Origin of the sequence: Sulfuricella sp. (assembly GCF_035531155.1) — a bacterium.
In the GTDB taxonomy this organism is placed as follows: domain Bacteria; phylum Pseudomonadota; class Gammaproteobacteria; order Burkholderiales; family Sulfuricellaceae; genus Sulfuricella.
This window is the reverse complement of the sequence record NZ_DATKTK010000004.1, coordinates 104,889-119,606: the sequence shown is the minus strand read 5'-3', so window position 1 is coordinate 119,606 and position 14,718 is coordinate 104,889. Positions and strand designations below refer to the sequence as shown.

At 60.1% G+C, this 14,718-nt stretch carries 14 protein-coding genes; 1 reads left to right on the top strand and 13 read right to left on the bottom strand.

Translation table 11 applies throughout. From position 1 onward, the window contains the following. Positions 1 to 364 precede the first annotated feature (364 nt). The 9 genes from VMV64_RS01700 to VMV64_RS01660 all read right to left on the bottom strand — a co-directional run bounded on the left by VMV64_RS01700 (position 365) and on the right by VMV64_RS01660 (position 9,742). A complete protein-coding gene (locus tag VMV64_RS01700) occupies positions 365 to 916 on the bottom strand; it encodes a hypothetical protein (RefSeq protein WP_325328215.1) in 552 nt (183 codons plus the stop codon). A gap of 670 nt (positions 917 to 1,586) precedes the next feature. Continuing rightward, positions 1,587 to 2,072, bottom strand: coding sequence for a WbuC family cupin fold metalloprotein (locus VMV64_RS01695; protein WP_325328214.1), 486 nt, complete (start codon positions 2,070 to 2,072; stop codon positions 1,587 to 1,589). Next, positions 2,069 to 3,724, bottom strand: coding sequence for a lipoyl protein ligase domain-containing protein (locus VMV64_RS01690; protein ID WP_325328213.1), 1,656 nt, complete (start codon positions 3,722 to 3,724; stop codon positions 2,069 to 2,071). Before VMV64_RS01690 ends, VMV64_RS01695 begins: the two co-directional genes overlap by 4 nt. Next, positions 3,714 to 4,628, bottom strand: coding sequence for a U32 family peptidase (locus VMV64_RS01685; RefSeq protein ID WP_325328212.1), 915 nt, complete (start codon positions 4,626 to 4,628; stop codon positions 3,714 to 3,716). The genes VMV64_RS01690 and VMV64_RS01685 overlap by 11 nt, the downstream gene beginning before the upstream one ends. 111 nt (positions 4,629 to 4,739) lie before the next feature. Continuing rightward, complete coding sequence (gene ubiU / locus VMV64_RS01680) at positions 4,740 to 5,753, bottom strand: ubiquinone anaerobic biosynthesis protein UbiU (RefSeq protein WP_325328211.1); 1,014 nt, start codon at positions 5,751 to 5,753, stop codon at positions 4,740 to 4,742. Further along, a complete protein-coding gene (locus VMV64_RS01675) occupies positions 5,743 to 6,717 on the bottom strand; it encodes a TIGR01212 family radical SAM protein (RefSeq protein ID WP_325328210.1) in 975 nt (324 codons plus the stop codon). Before VMV64_RS01675 ends, ubiU begins: the two co-directional genes overlap by 11 nt. Positions 6,718 to 6,826: 109 nt before the next feature. Then, positions 6,827 to 7,225, bottom strand: coding sequence for a hypothetical protein (locus VMV64_RS01670; RefSeq protein WP_325328209.1), 399 nt, complete (start codon positions 7,223 to 7,225; stop codon positions 6,827 to 6,829). A 49-nt stretch (positions 7,226 to 7,274) separates the two neighbouring features. Beyond that, positions 7,275 to 8,855 (bottom strand): HDOD domain-containing protein, encoded by a 1,581-nt coding sequence (locus VMV64_RS01665; RefSeq protein WP_325328208.1) that lies wholly within the window; start codon positions 8,853 to 8,855, stop codon positions 7,275 to 7,277. Beyond that, positions 8,747 to 9,742, bottom strand: coding sequence for a serine/threonine-protein kinase (locus VMV64_RS01660; protein ID WP_325328207.1), 996 nt, complete (start codon positions 9,740 to 9,742; stop codon positions 8,747 to 8,749). Before VMV64_RS01660 ends, VMV64_RS01665 begins: the two co-directional genes overlap by 109 nt. Positions 9,743 to 10,098: 356 nt before the next feature. Here VMV64_RS01660 and VMV64_RS01655 point away from each other — a divergent pair, with 356 nt between their 5' ends. After that, positions 10,099 to 11,325, top strand: coding sequence for an NnrS family protein (locus VMV64_RS01655; RefSeq protein WP_325328206.1), 1,227 nt, complete (start codon positions 10,099 to 10,101; stop codon positions 11,323 to 11,325). Here VMV64_RS01655 and VMV64_RS01650 read toward each other — a convergent pair. The 4 genes from VMV64_RS01650 to VMV64_RS01635 all read right to left on the bottom strand — a co-directional run bounded on the left by VMV64_RS01650 (position 11,322) and on the right by VMV64_RS01635 (position 14,635). Then, the gene (locus VMV64_RS01650) at positions 11,322 to 11,528 is read right to left on the bottom strand and encodes a SlyX family protein (protein ID WP_325328205.1); all 207 of its coding nucleotides are present in this window, start codon (positions 11,526 to 11,528) and stop codon (positions 11,322 to 11,324) included. The two genes, VMV64_RS01655 and VMV64_RS01650, sit on opposite strands and share 4 nt — an antisense overlap. Further along, positions 11,525 to 11,950 carry an Rrf2 family transcriptional regulator gene (locus VMV64_RS01645; RefSeq protein ID WP_325328204.1) on the bottom strand — a complete coding sequence of 142 codons (426 nt, stop codon included), beginning with the start codon at positions 11,948 to 11,950 and terminating at the stop codon, positions 11,525 to 11,527. The genes VMV64_RS01650 and VMV64_RS01645 overlap by 4 nt, the downstream gene beginning before the upstream one ends. Positions 11,951 to 11,965: 15 nt before the next feature. Beyond that, positions 11,966 to 13,804: a nitric oxide reductase activation protein NorD gene (locus tag VMV64_RS01640; RefSeq protein WP_325328203.1), complete on the bottom strand. Its 1,839-nt coding sequence runs from the start codon at positions 13,802 to 13,804 to the stop codon at positions 11,966 to 11,968. 102 nt (positions 13,805 to 13,906) lie between these two features. Continuing rightward, positions 13,907 to 14,635 carry a hypothetical protein gene (locus VMV64_RS01635; RefSeq protein ID WP_325328202.1) on the bottom strand — a complete coding sequence of 243 codons (729 nt, stop codon included), beginning with the start codon at positions 14,633 to 14,635 and terminating at the stop codon, positions 13,907 to 13,909. Positions 14,636 to 14,718 lie beyond the last annotated feature (83 nt).

The window sequence follows — 14,718 nt, the reverse complement described above, 5'->3', positions numbered from 1 at the left end:
ACTCTTTGCTACAGATTTTATCGGTGTCTGTTTTTGAGAAAACCCGGCTATCACAAGCCTTCGCAGGCAGTGGGCAGTTCCCAGATCCGACGGACTTTTATAACCAACTAAATTTGTTCGACTTTTAACCGGACACTACTGCTTCAAAATAGAGACTTTGGCCGTTCAATGAAACGATGTAGTCAGGCGTCCGAGTCTTTTCAACGGGGACTCTCTCCCACGATACTGCGTGGCTATCGCAGAACGACTCGAAAAGGGCTTCAGCCTCGGGCTTTGAAGTCATAGCAGCCAATTTCGCTCAATCACGAGCGCTCGCTTGTGTGCCGCATAACGTCTGACATAAGTGTCGCGCTTGATGGATGGGTTAGCCGTGTGTACCTGCAAGCGATCTTTTATATTGTTCAATCGCATCCTCGTAAGCAATGTTGATGCGCATTAGTTGTTGTGCTTGTCCAAGAGTGCCGTAAGCATTCAAAGTGGCAATTTCGTGCGTGGCTCGGAAACGCATTTCTATGGGCAACTCCTCGTCATTGACGATATCGTAAAAATAGCCATCAACAGATGCTTGGTGATCGCCGGGATCTGGAAATTTGTTTTCAAGCAGAAAATCCAGCAAATGTTTTGACATCTGCTTTCGACCGACTAGCTGAAAGTGTGCCCAGCCGAAAATAGAATTCTTCGTCCAAATGGCGAAGTAGAGAATTTGCAGGCCAAAGTAGGCCGCTAGGAATCCAATAAATCCTCCGTCAAACACTACCGCCAGAATAATCGCGATGGCAATATCAGGAATAGTAGCGATAGCTACGTTGATCCAAAAATTCCTTTTGAGCTTACTCTCAAAACGCATATTTGTTCCTCTGTAAATGGCTAACGTGAAATCGACATCAAGAGTGAAACATAGCTGTTCCTGCGCCATGGTTTTGTCCGGACAATGACAGGGAGAGCCTCTTTTTATGACAATTGGGCCACTATAGGTCTTTGTTCGGGTGGATACAAGCGGTGCTGGGTTTTGAGTGCGCTGCGCGCAGATATTTAGATGCCGGGGGCTGCCCGGCAGCAGGTCACTTCATTTTGCTTGCCCAAAATACAAGTAACCAAACAAAAGGGCACCCCGCCGCACCGGCCCTTCGGGCTTCCCTCGGTTTTCCGGGCAAATCGGGCGGCCGCGTTAAACTCGGCCTTTGGCCTCAGACAAACGCAGCCGACTGCCCCCGATTCCCCCGGAAAACCGAGGCGGTGCAGAGGGGGATTTGGGTCTTGTGGGCGGAGCCCGGTTTTTGGGTGCCCTCCCCGCTGGGGAGGGCTGGGTGGGGAGGTTTGGGTTTGGTTGTTCCGTCCCCTTGATTCGCCGCCGAGTAGCGCAGCCAAGTCGGGGGATTTCGGCGAGGACTGTTTGAGCGCAAAGCGCGAGTTCCGCAGCCGCCCGGCTTGGCGAGCAACGCAGGGAACCCCGCAGGGGCGGTGGATGGGTGTCGCCTTCTTTGGGTTACCTTTCTTGGCGAAGCAAGAAAGGTAACCAGCTGCCGGGCTGCCCCCGGCAATCAAACAACGCGCGAAGCGAACAACCCTCCCTTGCCCATCCAGATTCAATATTTCGGCACGGTATCCCCCGCCTGGGCATGGTGATACCAGCCCTCCAGCGATTCCGCCTGCACCCCGTCAGCAGGTGACCAGGGAGCGTAATTGGCCTCGGCGATCGGCGCATAAGGGCCCTGCTTGACCTCGAATACCACCGTGCCGGCTTTCAGGGATGCCACCGCATGCCAGGTGTTGGCCGGGATTTCCACTGCGGTGACTTCTCCTCCTGCCGCCAGTTCGATCCGCTCCAGCACCCTTCCGCCGTCGTCGAAAACCAGCAGCGCCACGGCACCGCTCAATATCAGCAGGATTTCCCAGGTTTCCGGCTGCATGTGGCGGTGCGGCCTGACGTAGGTGCCGGGCTCCATGGCGATGCACAGGCGCTGGACCGGGTCGTCGAGCTGGGGGTGCAGGTTGTGGTGCGCTCGCAGGCGCGGTACTGCCGCCGCCTGGGTGGAGAGGGTGGTGAGGAGGGTCTTGTCGATGCGTTTCATGCACGCTTTCTGGCTTCGTTAATTGGGATCAGGGGAATTACCCGGCGCACCTTGCTGCCGGTCACGGGTGCGGCAGCCTCGCCCTGCGGCTGCTCGTCGGGCTGGGCCGGCACGTGCTGCATCACCTTCGCCAGCATGTCGGCGTCGAGCCGCGCCTCCGCCTGGAACTGGCCGGCATAGGCCGATTCTTCCTGCTTCAGCTCGTAGCAGTTGGCGCCGCTGATATCCATCAGCACCGCCGCCATGCCCGCCTCGCGGAAGGCGTGGTGGCGCTTGATGAAAAACTGGCTGCAGCAGGCGCCGACGTAGGCCGCCACACCATCGCTCTTCATCTGGCCGAGCGTGACGGTGAGGTGCTCGTAGTCGGTGATGGTGGTCACCTGCATGTTGCGCTCGCGCGCCAGGCGGTAGGCGTCGCCCACTTCGCACTTGCCGCATTCGACGCAGTCATCCTCATGGCGCCATTTGCACCAGGCAGGCTTGGCGCAGTAGGGCAGCAGCACTACCGAAGCCTGCGCGAGGATGGTGGGGGTATCGCTTTCGATGCCACGGGTCAGCACCATCAGGCTGTTGGCTTGGGCCGTGCTCAAGCCCATTCCCCGTTGCTGGCCGAGCTTGTTCAGCACCAGTTGCAGTAGATGGCAGATGTCGTCCATCGTGAAGCCGACCAGGTCGCAGCAGTTTTCGGCAAAGAATGCGCGAACGGTGGGTTCGGACTGTGCCAGCGCCAGTCCGGTGAGGGCGCGCTGCAAGCGTTCCAGCGCGTCTGCCGGGTGCAGGTTGAGATCGCCGGAAAATTGAATTTTTGCGATGTGCCCTTCTTCCGCGTCTAGCCACAGGCGCACGCGCAGCAACCCGCCCGGCGTTTTGTGCAGCGCCTCGAGCGCGCCATCGTCCGCCTCGCTCCAATCGGTTTCGTTAGTTGTATCGTCATTCCCGCACCGGTTGGAATCCACAACTTCCGCGGCAGCGTCCGCAAAATCCACCCCCAGCGCATCCGCGATTCCAAGCCGCAGGGCCTGTTGCAGCATCGCATCTTCCGGCACTTCGCCAAGCAGCTCCTTCAGCGTGGACAGCCGCTGGCGAGCGCTTTCCAGACCGGTGACGGTGAGCTTTTCGGTCGGCGTGCGCAGCGCTTCCAGCATGGTTTTGATGTCGGCGTCGCAGAGCAGGGTGGCGTGCAGCAACAGCGAATCGCCTTGGATGGCGACGAAGGCGGAGGCGAGCTTGCGGCCGTCGATTTCCAGGTCGTTGGGGGCCTTGAAGCGCGCCTGGATACCGAGGTGCGCAAGGCCGTCGGCCAGCACCGCGCAGAAGCGGGCGAGGATTTGCGCCAGTCCCAGCCCGGCCCAGTCCATCGGGCGGCGGAAAATCAGGCTGATGCCCTGTTGGTTCTCGTCGAGGTAGAGCGCGCCGCCGCCACTGGTGCGGCGCACGGTTTCGATGCCGTGTTGGCGGCAGTAGTCGAGGCGGATTTCGCGGCCTCGTGCCTGGTGGCGACCGATGCTGACGGTTGGGCGGCTGCGGTGGAAGCGCAGCAGGTCGGGGCGCTCCCCATCGGCGTGCAACGCCAGCCAGCCTTGGTCGAAGGCGGCGTTCCAGCCGCCGTCATTCAGCCCGCTATCCCACACCTCCACGGAATTAGGCGGCATCCTCGGCGGCGGCGAGATAGCTCTGTTCGATGCCGGGGCGGCCGTGCCAGTAGCCGTCGCAGGCCCGGTCGGGCATCAGCTTGGCCATTTGCTGGATCGCGGTCTGGGCGGGGAGGCGGTTGTCCATGACTTCGCGGAATAGCTTGAGGATTTTGGCGGTGAAAAACGCCTGCGGGCTGACGCGCACCACGTCGACGCCGGTTTCGCGCATCGCATCGAGTTCGCCGATCAGGTTGTAGATGCTGGCGGACTGGGTCTGGGTGCCGTTCAGCGCAAGGAAGGGCTGGCCTTCGCGGGTGTTGAGGGTGAGTCCGTTGACGTAGTCCATGCAGCGGAACTGGCAGTCGTCTTTGGGCAGGTTGTGGTGGCGGGCGGTGAAGCAGCGCGCCGAGAAGGCCAGCGGCAGGCGGCCGTAGGCGAATACCTCGGTCTCCATCCCTTCCGGTCGGGCGGCCTGCATATGGGAAAGCGCTTCGCGCGACATTTCCACCGGCATTACCCAGCGCCTGGCGCCGAGTTCGGCTAGCAACTGCAAAGTTTGCGGGTTGTAGGTGTTGATGTGGGGTCCGGCGACAAAGGGGAGCTTGGCGGCGGAGAGCAGGTGCACTGCGCCCATGTCGTTGGCTTCCACCATGAATTTGCCGTTGCCGGCGATGCGGCGCAGGGTCTTCAGGTCGGATTCCGACTCGATCAGCGCTTGGCTGGAGAGCACCACTTCCTTGCCGGCGGCGGCGAGCTTGTCCGCGACTTCGAGCCAGTCTTCGGTGCGCAGGGTGTGGCGGCGCGAGCAGACGGTTTCGCCGAGGTAGACGATATCCACCGGCGAGGCGGCGATTCCGGCGTAGAAGTTGAAGACGGTGTCGCGTTCCCAGTAGTAGAGGATAGGGCCTAGTGCTAGCTTCATATTGGACTCATTTAATGACTGAACTTAACCGCAGAGGCGCAGAGACGCGGAGAAAAACCAACTATTCGAAGGTTTTCTCCGCGTCTCTGCGCCTCTGCGGTGAAAAATATTTCACTTCCACGGCCGGTGGTACGCGCCCAGGGTGTTCTGCTGCCCCTCGGCGACCTTGTTCAGTTGCGCCATCCATGCCGGGTTGACGGTATAGCTTTGCGGCGCGCGTGTGGCGGCGTCGATGGCGGAGCGCCAGACCTTGGTGACCTGCTCGACATAGGCCGGACTGCGCTGGCGACCTTCGATCTTGATCGCGGCGATGCCCATGGCGATCATCTCCGGCAGCATCTCCAGGGTGTTGAGGCTGGTCGGCTCCTCGATGGCGTAGTAGGTTTCGTTGTTGACCTCGAAGCGGCCCTTGCACAGGGTCGGGTAGCCGGCGTTTTCGTCCTTGCCGTAGCGGTCGAGGAGGATGCCGTTGAGGCGCGATTCCAGGCCGGTGGGGGTCTGTTCCCAGCGCACTGCCTTGGCCGGCGAGCACACGCCGCAGGTGTTGGGCGATTCGCCGGTGGCGTAGGAAGACAGCGCGCAGCGCCCCTCGACCATGACGCACAGGCCGCCGAAGCCGAACAGCTCGATTTCCACCGGGGTGTTTTTCACTACCTGTTCGACCTGGGCCAGCGACAGCACGCGTGGGATGACCGCGCGCTGGATGCCGAAATGCTCGTGGTAGAAGTTGATCGCCTCGTAATTTGTCGCCGAACCCTGCACCGACAGATGCAGGCGCAGGTTCGGGTAGTTCCTGGCCGCGTAGCGCATCAGGCCGGGGTCGGCCAGGATGACGGCGTCGATGCCGAGCTCGACGGCGTTGTCCACCGCGGCCTGCCAGCGCGCCCACTTGTCGGACTGGGGAAAGGTGTTGAGCGCGAGCAGCACCTTGGCGCCCTTGGCGTGGGCGTAGCGCACACCTTCGCGCGCGCTGGCCGGGTCGAAGTTGAGCCCGGCGAAGGCGCGCGCATTGGTGTTGTCCTTGAAGCCCATGTAGACGCAGTCGGCGCCGTTGTCGACGGCGATTTTCAGGGCCGGCAGATTGCCTGCGGGGCAGACCAGTTCGAGAGATGCTTTAGGCGACATATCTGAGTTTTTCCTCTGTTGCGGGGTGAACGAACTTGCCGGTTACCGAGTGGGCAAATTTGCCCTGATGGCTATCCCGCCTTCTCAGTTCCTGCTCGATCTTGTTCAGTACATCCCATTTCTTGGAACACCAGTCGGGGGCAAGCAGGATATCCCTGGCTGCGGTGCCGGTGACGCGGTGAAAGGCGATGTCCTCCGGCGTGCGTTCGATCAGGTCGGCGACGATGCGGGTGTAGTCCTCCTGGCTGAGCGGCTGGTATTCGCCGCGCCGCCATTCCTGGGCAAGCACAGTGTGCTTGACGACATGCAGCGGATGCAGCTTGAGCCCGTCCACGCCGTGCTCGATCACGGTATCCAGGCTGGCGCGGTAGTGGTCCTCGGTTTCGCCAGGCAGGCCGACGATCAGGTGGGCGCAGACGGGAATCCCGCGCTGCCGCGCAGCGGTCGTGGTGGCCAGGTATTCGGCCAGACCGTGACCGCGGTTTACCCGCTTCAAGGTTTCATCGAAGGCGGATTGCAGGCCGAGCTCGAGCACGACTTCGAAACCGCGCTCGCAGTATCCAGCGAGCAGGTCGAGCACCTCCGGCGGCACGCAGTCGGGGCGGGTGCCGACGGAGAGCCCGATCACGTCAGGCTCAGCCAGGGCTTCCTCGTACATCGCGCGCAATTGTTCGATCTTGGCGTAGGTGTTGGTATAGGCCTGGAAGTAGGCGATGAACTTTTTGGCGCGGGTGCAGCGGGTGATGGCGCGCCGGCCAGAATCGAGCTGCTCGTGCAGGGTGGGCGGCTTGCGCCCGTTGGGGCTGAACGACTCGTTGTTGCAGAAGGTGCAGCCGCCGATGCCCTTGCTGCCGTCACGGTTGGGGCAGGTCAGGCCGGCGTCGAGTGCGATCTTGTGCACACGCTCGCCGTGGCGTCGCAGCAGGAGCTGTCCGTAGGTATGTATGCGGTCTGAAAGAACCATCTGGCGTTAACGCGGTTGTCGGGTAAGAAAACGGAATTCGGGATCGTCAAGACCGATTAGGCTAGCATGTCGTGCCCCAAGCTTCAAGCTACCCATTCAGGATAGCCGTTCAGGTATGGCACAACGGTTTGTCGTCCGGATTTTCCACGCTACGGGCGATGGTGGTGGCGAGCTGGTGGATTTCGTCGATGCTGAGGCATTCCATCAGCCGGCCCATCATTGCCGGTTCGATGCGGATCGTGCAGGGTCGGCCATCGGCAAGGGTGATGCTGATGGCGGCCACATGCTTCAGGTCTGGTTCGGCAGTTTCCACCAACTCGGCCTGATCATCCATCAGCATCGCATAATAGGTTTCCAGCCGGTTGGCGACGAGGTCGTCCAGATCCTCCGGCACGGCGATGACCAGGCCCATCTTGTCATGCCTTTCCTGACAGGGGATGCCTAGCACCTGGGCGAATTCGGCGAAACGCCGGGAAATGCTGTCGTTGAAGAAGATGTATTCCATCATGGCAAGGTTCCTGGTTAATTTGCTTGAGGGTCTTGATCGCCACCGCGCGCTATAGCGACTGCTTGATTGCCAGCAAGGCCTGGTTGCGCAGTGTTCTCAACAGGCTCAGCTCGTTTTCCGGCATGTTGATGCAACCTGCCGGCTCCTTGTCGGCATAAATCAGAGCTACCGGTACGTTTTTGAGATTCAGCGGAAACAGCACGAAGGTCTGGGCGGTAACGGTCTTGCGATACCAGTCCGGGATGCGTTCCCTGATTTTCGCCTCGTTGATATCGGAAATCAGGATGTCCACGCCCTTCGACAGAGCGGCGTGGAATACATCCGGGGCATAGCTGAGAGGGAACTTGAAGGTCTTGATGGTCTGGTTGATATCCTCGCCGAAGCCGAATCGCCCGACCATGGCGTTCTGCTTGGCATCCTTGATGCATAGCAGAACGCGCTGAAAGCCCATGCTACGGTACATGGTTTCCAGGATCATGCGCAGGATGTCGTTGAGGGAGCAGCCATCCACCAGGGAATTGCTGATGTCCTGGATGCCGGCGGTGAGGATGGCCTGGGCATTGCCGGCATCCGGCTTGTTTCCCGTGTCTTCCGGCAACTTTGCCTGGGCCAGTGTGATTCCCTCTGTTGAGGTGATCGCCACCGTGTCCTGCATCTGCATTTCCGCCTCAGTCAGACTAGCGCCCTCAGCAGCGTGTTCCGATATGCCTTCCTTTATCGCCTCTCCTTGATGGCTGTGTCCCGTCCAGTTGGCGACTTGCTTGCCAATCTGGCTCTGCCTTATTCCCAGACGCACCGTACCGGCGAATTGAGTGATTTCGTCGAGGGCTTTTTCCAGGATCTGCTGTAACTGCTTTTCCTGGATCGGCATGCTGTCGCCGTAGCGCCCGGAGAGTTTTTTGATGGCCTTCAGCCGGTCCTCGCTGGGCGTCTTGGCAACGATTGCGCAGAGTTCATTGGAGAAGCTGGAGATGATGCGCAGCTTGTCCATGGGGGTTTTGGGGCGAGGAACGGAGTCGGGCGGCAGCTTGCGCATGCTGTGCACGATCTGTTCCGGGAAGCCCCAGGTCTTGGCGATGCCGATGCCCAGGTCCTGGTAGGAAATGCCGAGCACCTGGGCGGAAGCGATGTCTTCGTTGCATTCTTTCTGGGCCATGACCCTGTTTATGGTTTCGGCCTCTTCCTGAAAGTAGAACATGGCCAGGAGGCGCCCCAGGTTATGGAACATTGAGCAGATAAAGGCTTCCTCCGGATCCTTGACGTCTTTGGACTCGCCCTTGGCAATATCCTTGGCCAGGAGCCCGCTGAACAGGGTCTGAATGAATTCTTCCTTCAAGTGCGTCGCATGAGCCTTGTTCTGCATGTGTTCGAACAGGATCAGGGTGACGGCGATGTTGCGCACCGCGTCGAAGCCGAGAATGATCACGGCGCGCGAAATAGTGCTGATAGTGCCGCCGCCGTATGTGCTATAGAAGGCGGTGTTGACCAGTCTCAGAATCTTGTTGGTGAGGGCGAAATCCTTCAGGATCGAGTTGGAAAGCTTGTTGATGCTTTCCCGGTCGGAGGAAACCACACGGTTGATGGCGCTGACCGACTCCGACAGGGCCGGGAAATCGCCCCTGTGGCGCATCCGCCGCAGCAGGAAATCCAGCGTGCTTTGTTTCGATTCCGTAAAGGCAGTGGAGCGTCTTCATCGGCCAGCATGTAGGCGTGCAGTGCGCCCCCCATTTCCGCGGCGCTGGCATAGCGGTCGAGAGGCTTTTTTGCCAGAGCCTTGAGGATAATGTCGCCAAGCTTTTCGTCGATGGATATTTCGCTGCTCGGGGGGAGCTCGATCGGTTCGGAAGCGATGCGGTGCATGATTTGGTAAATGTCGTTGCCCTGTACTGCTTTGTGCCCGACCACCATTTCGTAAAGGATCAGGCCGGCGGCGAAAATATCGTTTTTTTCGCTGACCATCCGGCCGTCGACGTATTCCGGCGCCATGTAGGCAGGCGTGCCTATCCGGCCGTCGTTGTGCTCGCCCGGTTTGTCGGAGATGCGTTCGGCGATGCCGAAATCCATGACCCGCGGGATGCCTTCCGGGCTGATCAGGATGTTGGAGGGTTTGAGGTCCCGATGGATGATGCCGTTCTGGTGAGCATGGGCGACGGCATCGAGCACCGGGCCGATAATGCCGATTGCCTCGTCGGCGGGTAGAGTCCCCTTTTCCCGCAGCAGATCGGCCAGGGTCTGCCCCTCGACATACTCGAACACCAGATAGGGATCGCCATCGTATTCGCCGGCCTCGAAAATAGGTACGAGGTTGGGGTGACGCATCTTGCTGACGGTGCGCGATTCCTGGATCAGCGCCTGAATCTCGCTCTGCCGGTCCTTCTGTTCTGCGAAATGCAGGGTTTTAATCGCCACTTCGCGTTGCAGCTTGGGATCGTAAGCGAGATAAACCACACTCTGCGCACCCTTGCCCAGAATCCGGGTCAATTCAAATCGGTCTATTTTTTGTATGGCTTGATTCATGCTGTTTTCAGGGAGGTACTCGCTGCCTGGCTGTGTGGAAAAAAACGGGGGAATCGTTATACAACGCTATTCTGCAATAGATCCGGCAGATTGTCGCCTAGAGGCGCCTACTTTTGGTGAGCCAATCGCGGCCAGCCGGGTGGAACCGGAGTAAAATAGCGTTTTTCGATTGAATCAAGACCTATTTGAATTTGAATTCAATCCAACAATAAACCGCAAAAATCTTTCACCGCAAAGGACGCAAAGGTTCGCAAAGGGAAACTCCAACCCTCAGACATGCCAGCCTGATTGCTTTTCCTTCGCGTCCCTTTGCGTCCTTTGCGGTTAGTGTTTTTTTGATCTAGAAATGGAATCACATGTCACAAGTTAATACTGCCTGGCGCACGTTTTCCGCCGCGCCCCATCGCATGATGTTCCTGGCTGGTGCGGTACAGGGGCTGGCCGTTATCGCCTGGTGGCTGATCGAGTTGATCGGCCGCTATACTTCAGCATGGCTACCGCCGATCTGGGCGATTCCGGCTACCTGGGCGCACGGCTTCCTGATGATTTACGGGTTCTTCCCGTTTTTCATCTTCGGCTTCCTCATGACCGTCTATCCCAGCTGGATGAACGGTACCAAGGTGCCGCCGCGCCGCTATGTGCCGGCTTTCCTGCTGCTGGCGTGCGGCGTGCTGCTGTTCTACCTCGGTCTGCTGGCTGGAAAAGGGCTGCTGATCGTCGCGCTGGTACTGATGCTCGCCGGCTGGGGTATCGCTTTTCATGCTCTGCTCGACGTGCTGATCACCGCCCGCCACCCTGACAAGCTGCACCCCAGAATTACCAGCGTCGCCCTCGGCATGGGCTGGCTCGGACTACTTGCCTACCTGCTCTGGCTGGTGACCGGTAACGCCCTGTTCGCGGTGTTTTCCCTCAAGGCCGGAGTGTGGTTCTTGCTGCTGCCGATCTTCTTCACCGTCGGCCACCGCATGATTCCGTTCTTCTCCAGCCGGGTGCTGGACAACTATCAAATCGTCCGGCCCACAGGCGCGCTCGGTGTGATGCTGGTGTGCGCTTATGGTCACGGCATGCTGGAAATTCTGGGCTGGAACGCCTGGTTGTGGCTGTTCGACCTGCCCCTGCTGGCGCAGGCGATGTATTTGAGCGGGCACTGGCAGCTGCGCCGCAGCTTCGAAGTGCGTTTGTTGGCGGTGCTGCACGTCGGTTTTGCCTGGGTCTCTATCGCACTGGCGCTGTATGCTGTGCAGAGCCTTGCGCTGCTGGCTGGTGTCAGCATGCTGGGTTTCGCGCCGTTACATGCCCTGACCATCGGCATGTTCGGCTCAATGGTACTGGGTATGGCCTCGCGCGTCACGCTGGGCCATTCCGGTGCGGAACTCGACGCGGATAGCGCCACTTGGGTATTGTTCTGGGGGTTCCAGCTTGCCGCGCTGGCTCGCATCGGCGGTGACCTGCCGCTGGCTGGGGCGGCGGCAGGCCACTTCTACCTGCTTGCCGCTGTGGTCTGGCTCGCCTGCTTTGTTCCCTGGTTCGTCAAATATGCGCCCAAGTATTGGCGGCCACGCTCGGATGGGCAGCCGGGCTAGTAATGGGGAGGGGTTTCATTCGTCGAACGCGGTTCGGCTGCGCTGTCCGATAATTCCTTGACGTGCCGGATCAGCGCTTCGCAAATTGCTTCCAGGTGGTCGATCTTTTTCTGTTGCTGGCAGACCACCTTGTTCAACTCTTCGACCGCATCTTCCTGATGGGAGAGTTTGATTTCGATATCGATCAGCCGGTCTTCGGTCATCTTAATTTCGTGTCTTTCTGTGGTTCACCGATCAAATCGGCCAGGGTGTACAGATCCAGCGTCGCAAGGAAACTGTGCAGGGCTTCGTTCATGGCAGTTTTCAGGCGGCAGGCGGGAGCCAGGACGCAGGCGCTGAAGTCGGGCTGGAAGCAGGCGACGATGTCCATGTTCTCTTCCATGCTGCGCACCACGTCACCCACCACGATCTGCTCCGGCGGGCGCGCCAGTTTGATGCCGCCGCCCTTGCCGCGCAGGGTGTCGATATAGCCGTTTGCGCCGAGCTGGTGCACCACCTTCATCAGGTGGTTGCGCGAGATGTCGTGATAGGCGGCTATTTCGCTGATGGTGGCGAGCTTTTCCGGTCTCATGCCGAGATAGATCAGCGTTCGCAGGGAATAGTCGGTGTAGCGCGTCAGGTGCATGGAGGGTTCGGTGGGTTAGCGGGTCAGCTGCGCATACAGCAGCGGCAGCTGTTTCGGAAGTTCAGAGGGTTTCCTGATTACAACATATCCGCCGATGCCGAACAAGTGCGGCAGATAGCTGCCGGCCTTTTCGTCGATCGTGACGCAGAACGGACGCAGCCCCATCTGGCGCGCTTCGAGCAAGGCGACGCGGGTGTCTTCGATGCCGTAGCGCCCCTCGTACTGGTCGAGGTCGTTGGGTTTGCCGTCGGTGAGGATGAACAAAATCCTTTGCGTTGCCTGCTGTTTCGCCAGAAGCTGGCTGGCGTGGCGGATGGCGGCACCCATGCGGGTGTAGTAGCCCGGCTTGATGGCGGCGATGCGGCCGCGCACGCCGGCGTTGTATTTCTCGCCGAATTCCTTGAGGACGTGAAAGCGCACGTTGTCGCGCTTGAGCGAGGAAAAGCCGTACAGGCTGAAACGGTCGCCGGTGGCGGAGAGCGCTTCGGCGAACAGGAACAGGCTGTCGCGGATGACATCGATGACGCGGGCGGTATCGCTGACCCAGGCATCGGTGGAGAGCGACAGGTCGGCCAGCATTAGACAGGCCAGGTCGCGGTCGCGGTAGTGGTGGGCGCGGTACAGGCCGCGCTCGGCGGCGTGGCCGGTGAGGCGGTCGGCGGTGAACTGGACGCAGGCATCGAGGTCGGGCTCGGTGCCGTCGAACTGGCCCCTGACCCACACTCGCGCCGGGGTCAGCGCCTCGAACTGGCTGCGGATGCGGCGCGCGGTGGCCGCGAGGTGGTGAGGCAGGGTACAGGGCGGCGCTGCGCGCGCGATCATCGGCTGCAGGCGGCAGTGGTTGGGTTGCAGGATCTGCTTCTTGTAGTGCCACTCCGGCAGCCGGATGCCTTGCCCAAGCGGCATGTCGTCCTGTGCCGCGGAAGGCAGGTCGAGGTCGAACCTGAGGCGCGAGGCGACGCTTTTGCCGTCCTGTGCCACGCTCAGGTGGTTGAGGTCATCGACGGCCGGGTCGGCGCCGGGGTCGCTGTTATCCTCGGTGGGACGGTTGGCCTTGATGTATTCGGCCCAGCTGAAAATGCTTTCGGCGCGGAAGAACAGGATGAACGGGTTCTTGTTGTCCGGCATGTCCACCCGTTCGGCCTGACGGCGCTGGGTGTCGTCGATTTTCTTGCTGTTGCCGTCGCCTTCCTGCTGCGGCTCGCCGGAGGGAGCGGGGTTGCCGGTCTGAATCGGCAATGTTCGTGGCGGGTTGGGGTGCAGCCACAGGTGTACTGGATGCGGCGGCCGGCTGGCGCGCGGCAGCTTGTCCACGCTGCCCGGGTTGGCCAGCGCGGCGCGGATGGCCTGTTCCATGGCGGCTTCATCTTCCGGCAGCTTGGCCGGGTCGGGGCGCAGTGCCAGCGTGGCATCGAGCAGACGCTGATAGCGCGAGCGGATGCCGGGGAAGCGGTCGAATACCGTCAAGGTCGCCTGCTGGCTGCGCACCACCCAGGATGGTGTGTCAGGTTTATCCACTGCCGCCAGCGCAATCAGCCACAGGTAGAGATCACGGTTGAGGCTGCGCTGCGGCAGGATGTCGAGTACCGCGGGCAGGCGCAGGGTATCTTCGTCGAGCCAGGTCAGCTCGGTTCTTTCGCCGCTGCCGGCAATGCGCTGCAGCAGGCTGCGGCGCGCGCCATGTTCGGTCGCACCGGTTGCCCTGACGCTGAGGCCGCTATCGCCGCCGAGGGCGCGGAAGAAGATGCCGGCGGTCTTGCTGATACCCTCGAGCGTCACTGCTTCCTGCGGATAGCGCTTCTCCGCCGCGCCGGTGATCAGCTTGTGCCAGAGGGCGCCGACTGTTTCTTCCATGTCCGGTTGCCGGGTGAGGATAAATGCGATAGTTTACGCCGTTTTTTTTGTTCGGCCTTGCTCTGCGTCAAGAAGTCGGGCGTGCCTTTCATGCTGCCTTGCTTAACCGCGCATGCGGCAGTTCCGCTCCAGTTCGACGAAATGGGGCAGCAGTTCAGAATGCGCCTGGACATGAAAAATATAGCGCGGAACGTTCTGTTCAGTGGACTGGGCCATAAACGGCTCACCCCAGAAACTCAGCAGGGCTTCGGTTGCCCCTTCGGGCTGGGTGTCGGCGAGGATGAAAGACAGGTTCTTGTTGAGATTGCACCAACGGGGTTCCCGCACCTTGCTGCCATCATTACAGGCAGTGATCTTCTGCAGAACCTCAGTTTGCCACAACTCTTTCTGGTTTTCATCGAGGACGAAATGGATGGAAGTTACTTGAGAGTTCTCGATTGCAGGGCGCAGCAGCATATCGAAAAGCATCTGTGTCCGGTACATTGACAGACAGACATTGAACAATATCACCTCCCCGCTCATGTTGCGTGCGAACTGCTCGTTTGCTTCACGCAGTTGGCGTGGGCCGATCAGTACTACGTCTGGAATGGTCAGGGATGATTTGATCTTCGCCGCCATTCTCTGGATCTGTTCCACCTGCCCGGCAGTACGCTCATTGTTGCGCTCGTGGCGCATGAAGTTGATGAACAGGAGCGCCATCAGGACGAGCACAATGGGCATGATGACGTGCTCGTCCACGATGTGCAGCAAATGCAGTACGATTGCCGCCACCGCCGCCAGCACTCCGGCGATGGCATCCCATTCATAGCTGAAAAAGCGCTTCCCTTTCATCCTGACCCCTCCTCGATGCGGATGGTGACAGTCTATGCCGATCAGGTGCTTTACAACACAACAACAGCGGCTTGTTTGCTTGG

Excerpts from the sequence above, each read along its gene's own strand:
- VMV64_RS01700 (WP_325328215.1), bottom strand. The coding sequence starts at position 916 with ATGGCGCAGGAACAGCTATGTTTCACTCTTGATGTCGATTTCACGTTA.
- VMV64_RS01695 (WP_325328214.1), bottom strand. The coding sequence starts at position 2,072 with ATGAAACGCATCGACAAGACCCTCCTCACCACCCTCTCCACCCAGGCG.
- VMV64_RS01690 (WP_325328213.1), bottom strand. The coding sequence starts at position 3,724 with ATGCCGCCTAATTCCGTGGAGGTGTGGGATAGCGGGCTGAATGACGGC.
- VMV64_RS01685 (WP_325328212.1), bottom strand. The coding sequence starts at position 4,628 with ATGAAGCTAGCACTAGGCCCTATCCTCTACTACTGGGAACGCGACACC.
- ubiU (WP_325328211.1), bottom strand. The coding sequence starts at position 5,753 with ATGTCGCCTAAAGCATCTCTCGAACTGGTCTGCCCCGCAGGCAATCTG.
- VMV64_RS01675 (WP_325328210.1), bottom strand. The coding sequence starts at position 6,717 with ATGGTTCTTTCAGACCGCATACATACCTACGGACAGCTCCTGCTGCGA.
- VMV64_RS01670 (WP_325328209.1), bottom strand. The coding sequence starts at position 7,225 with ATGATGGAATACATCTTCTTCAACGACAGCATTTCCCGGCGTTTCGCC.
- VMV64_RS01665 (WP_325328208.1), bottom strand. The coding sequence starts at position 8,855 with ATGCGCCACAGGGGCGATTTCCCGGCCCTGTCGGAGTCGGTCAGCGCC.
- VMV64_RS01660 (WP_325328207.1), bottom strand. The coding sequence starts at position 9,742 with ATGAATCAAGCCATACAAAAAATAGACCGATTTGAATTGACCCGGATT.
- VMV64_RS01655 (WP_325328206.1), top strand. The coding sequence starts at position 10,099 with ATGTCACAAGTTAATACTGCCTGGCGCACGTTTTCCGCCGCGCCCCAT.
- VMV64_RS01650 (WP_325328205.1), bottom strand. The coding sequence starts at position 11,528 with ATGACCGAAGACCGGCTGATCGATATCGAAATCAAACTCTCCCATCAG.
- VMV64_RS01645 (WP_325328204.1), bottom strand. The coding sequence starts at position 11,950 with ATGCACCTGACGCGCTACACCGACTATTCCCTGCGAACGCTGATCTAT.
- VMV64_RS01640 (WP_325328203.1), bottom strand. The coding sequence starts at position 13,804 with ATGGAAGAAACAGTCGGCGCCCTCTGGCACAAGCTGATCACCGGCGCG.
- VMV64_RS01635 (WP_325328202.1), bottom strand. The coding sequence starts at position 14,635 with ATGAAAGGGAAGCGCTTTTTCAGCTATGAATGGGATGCCATCGCCGGA.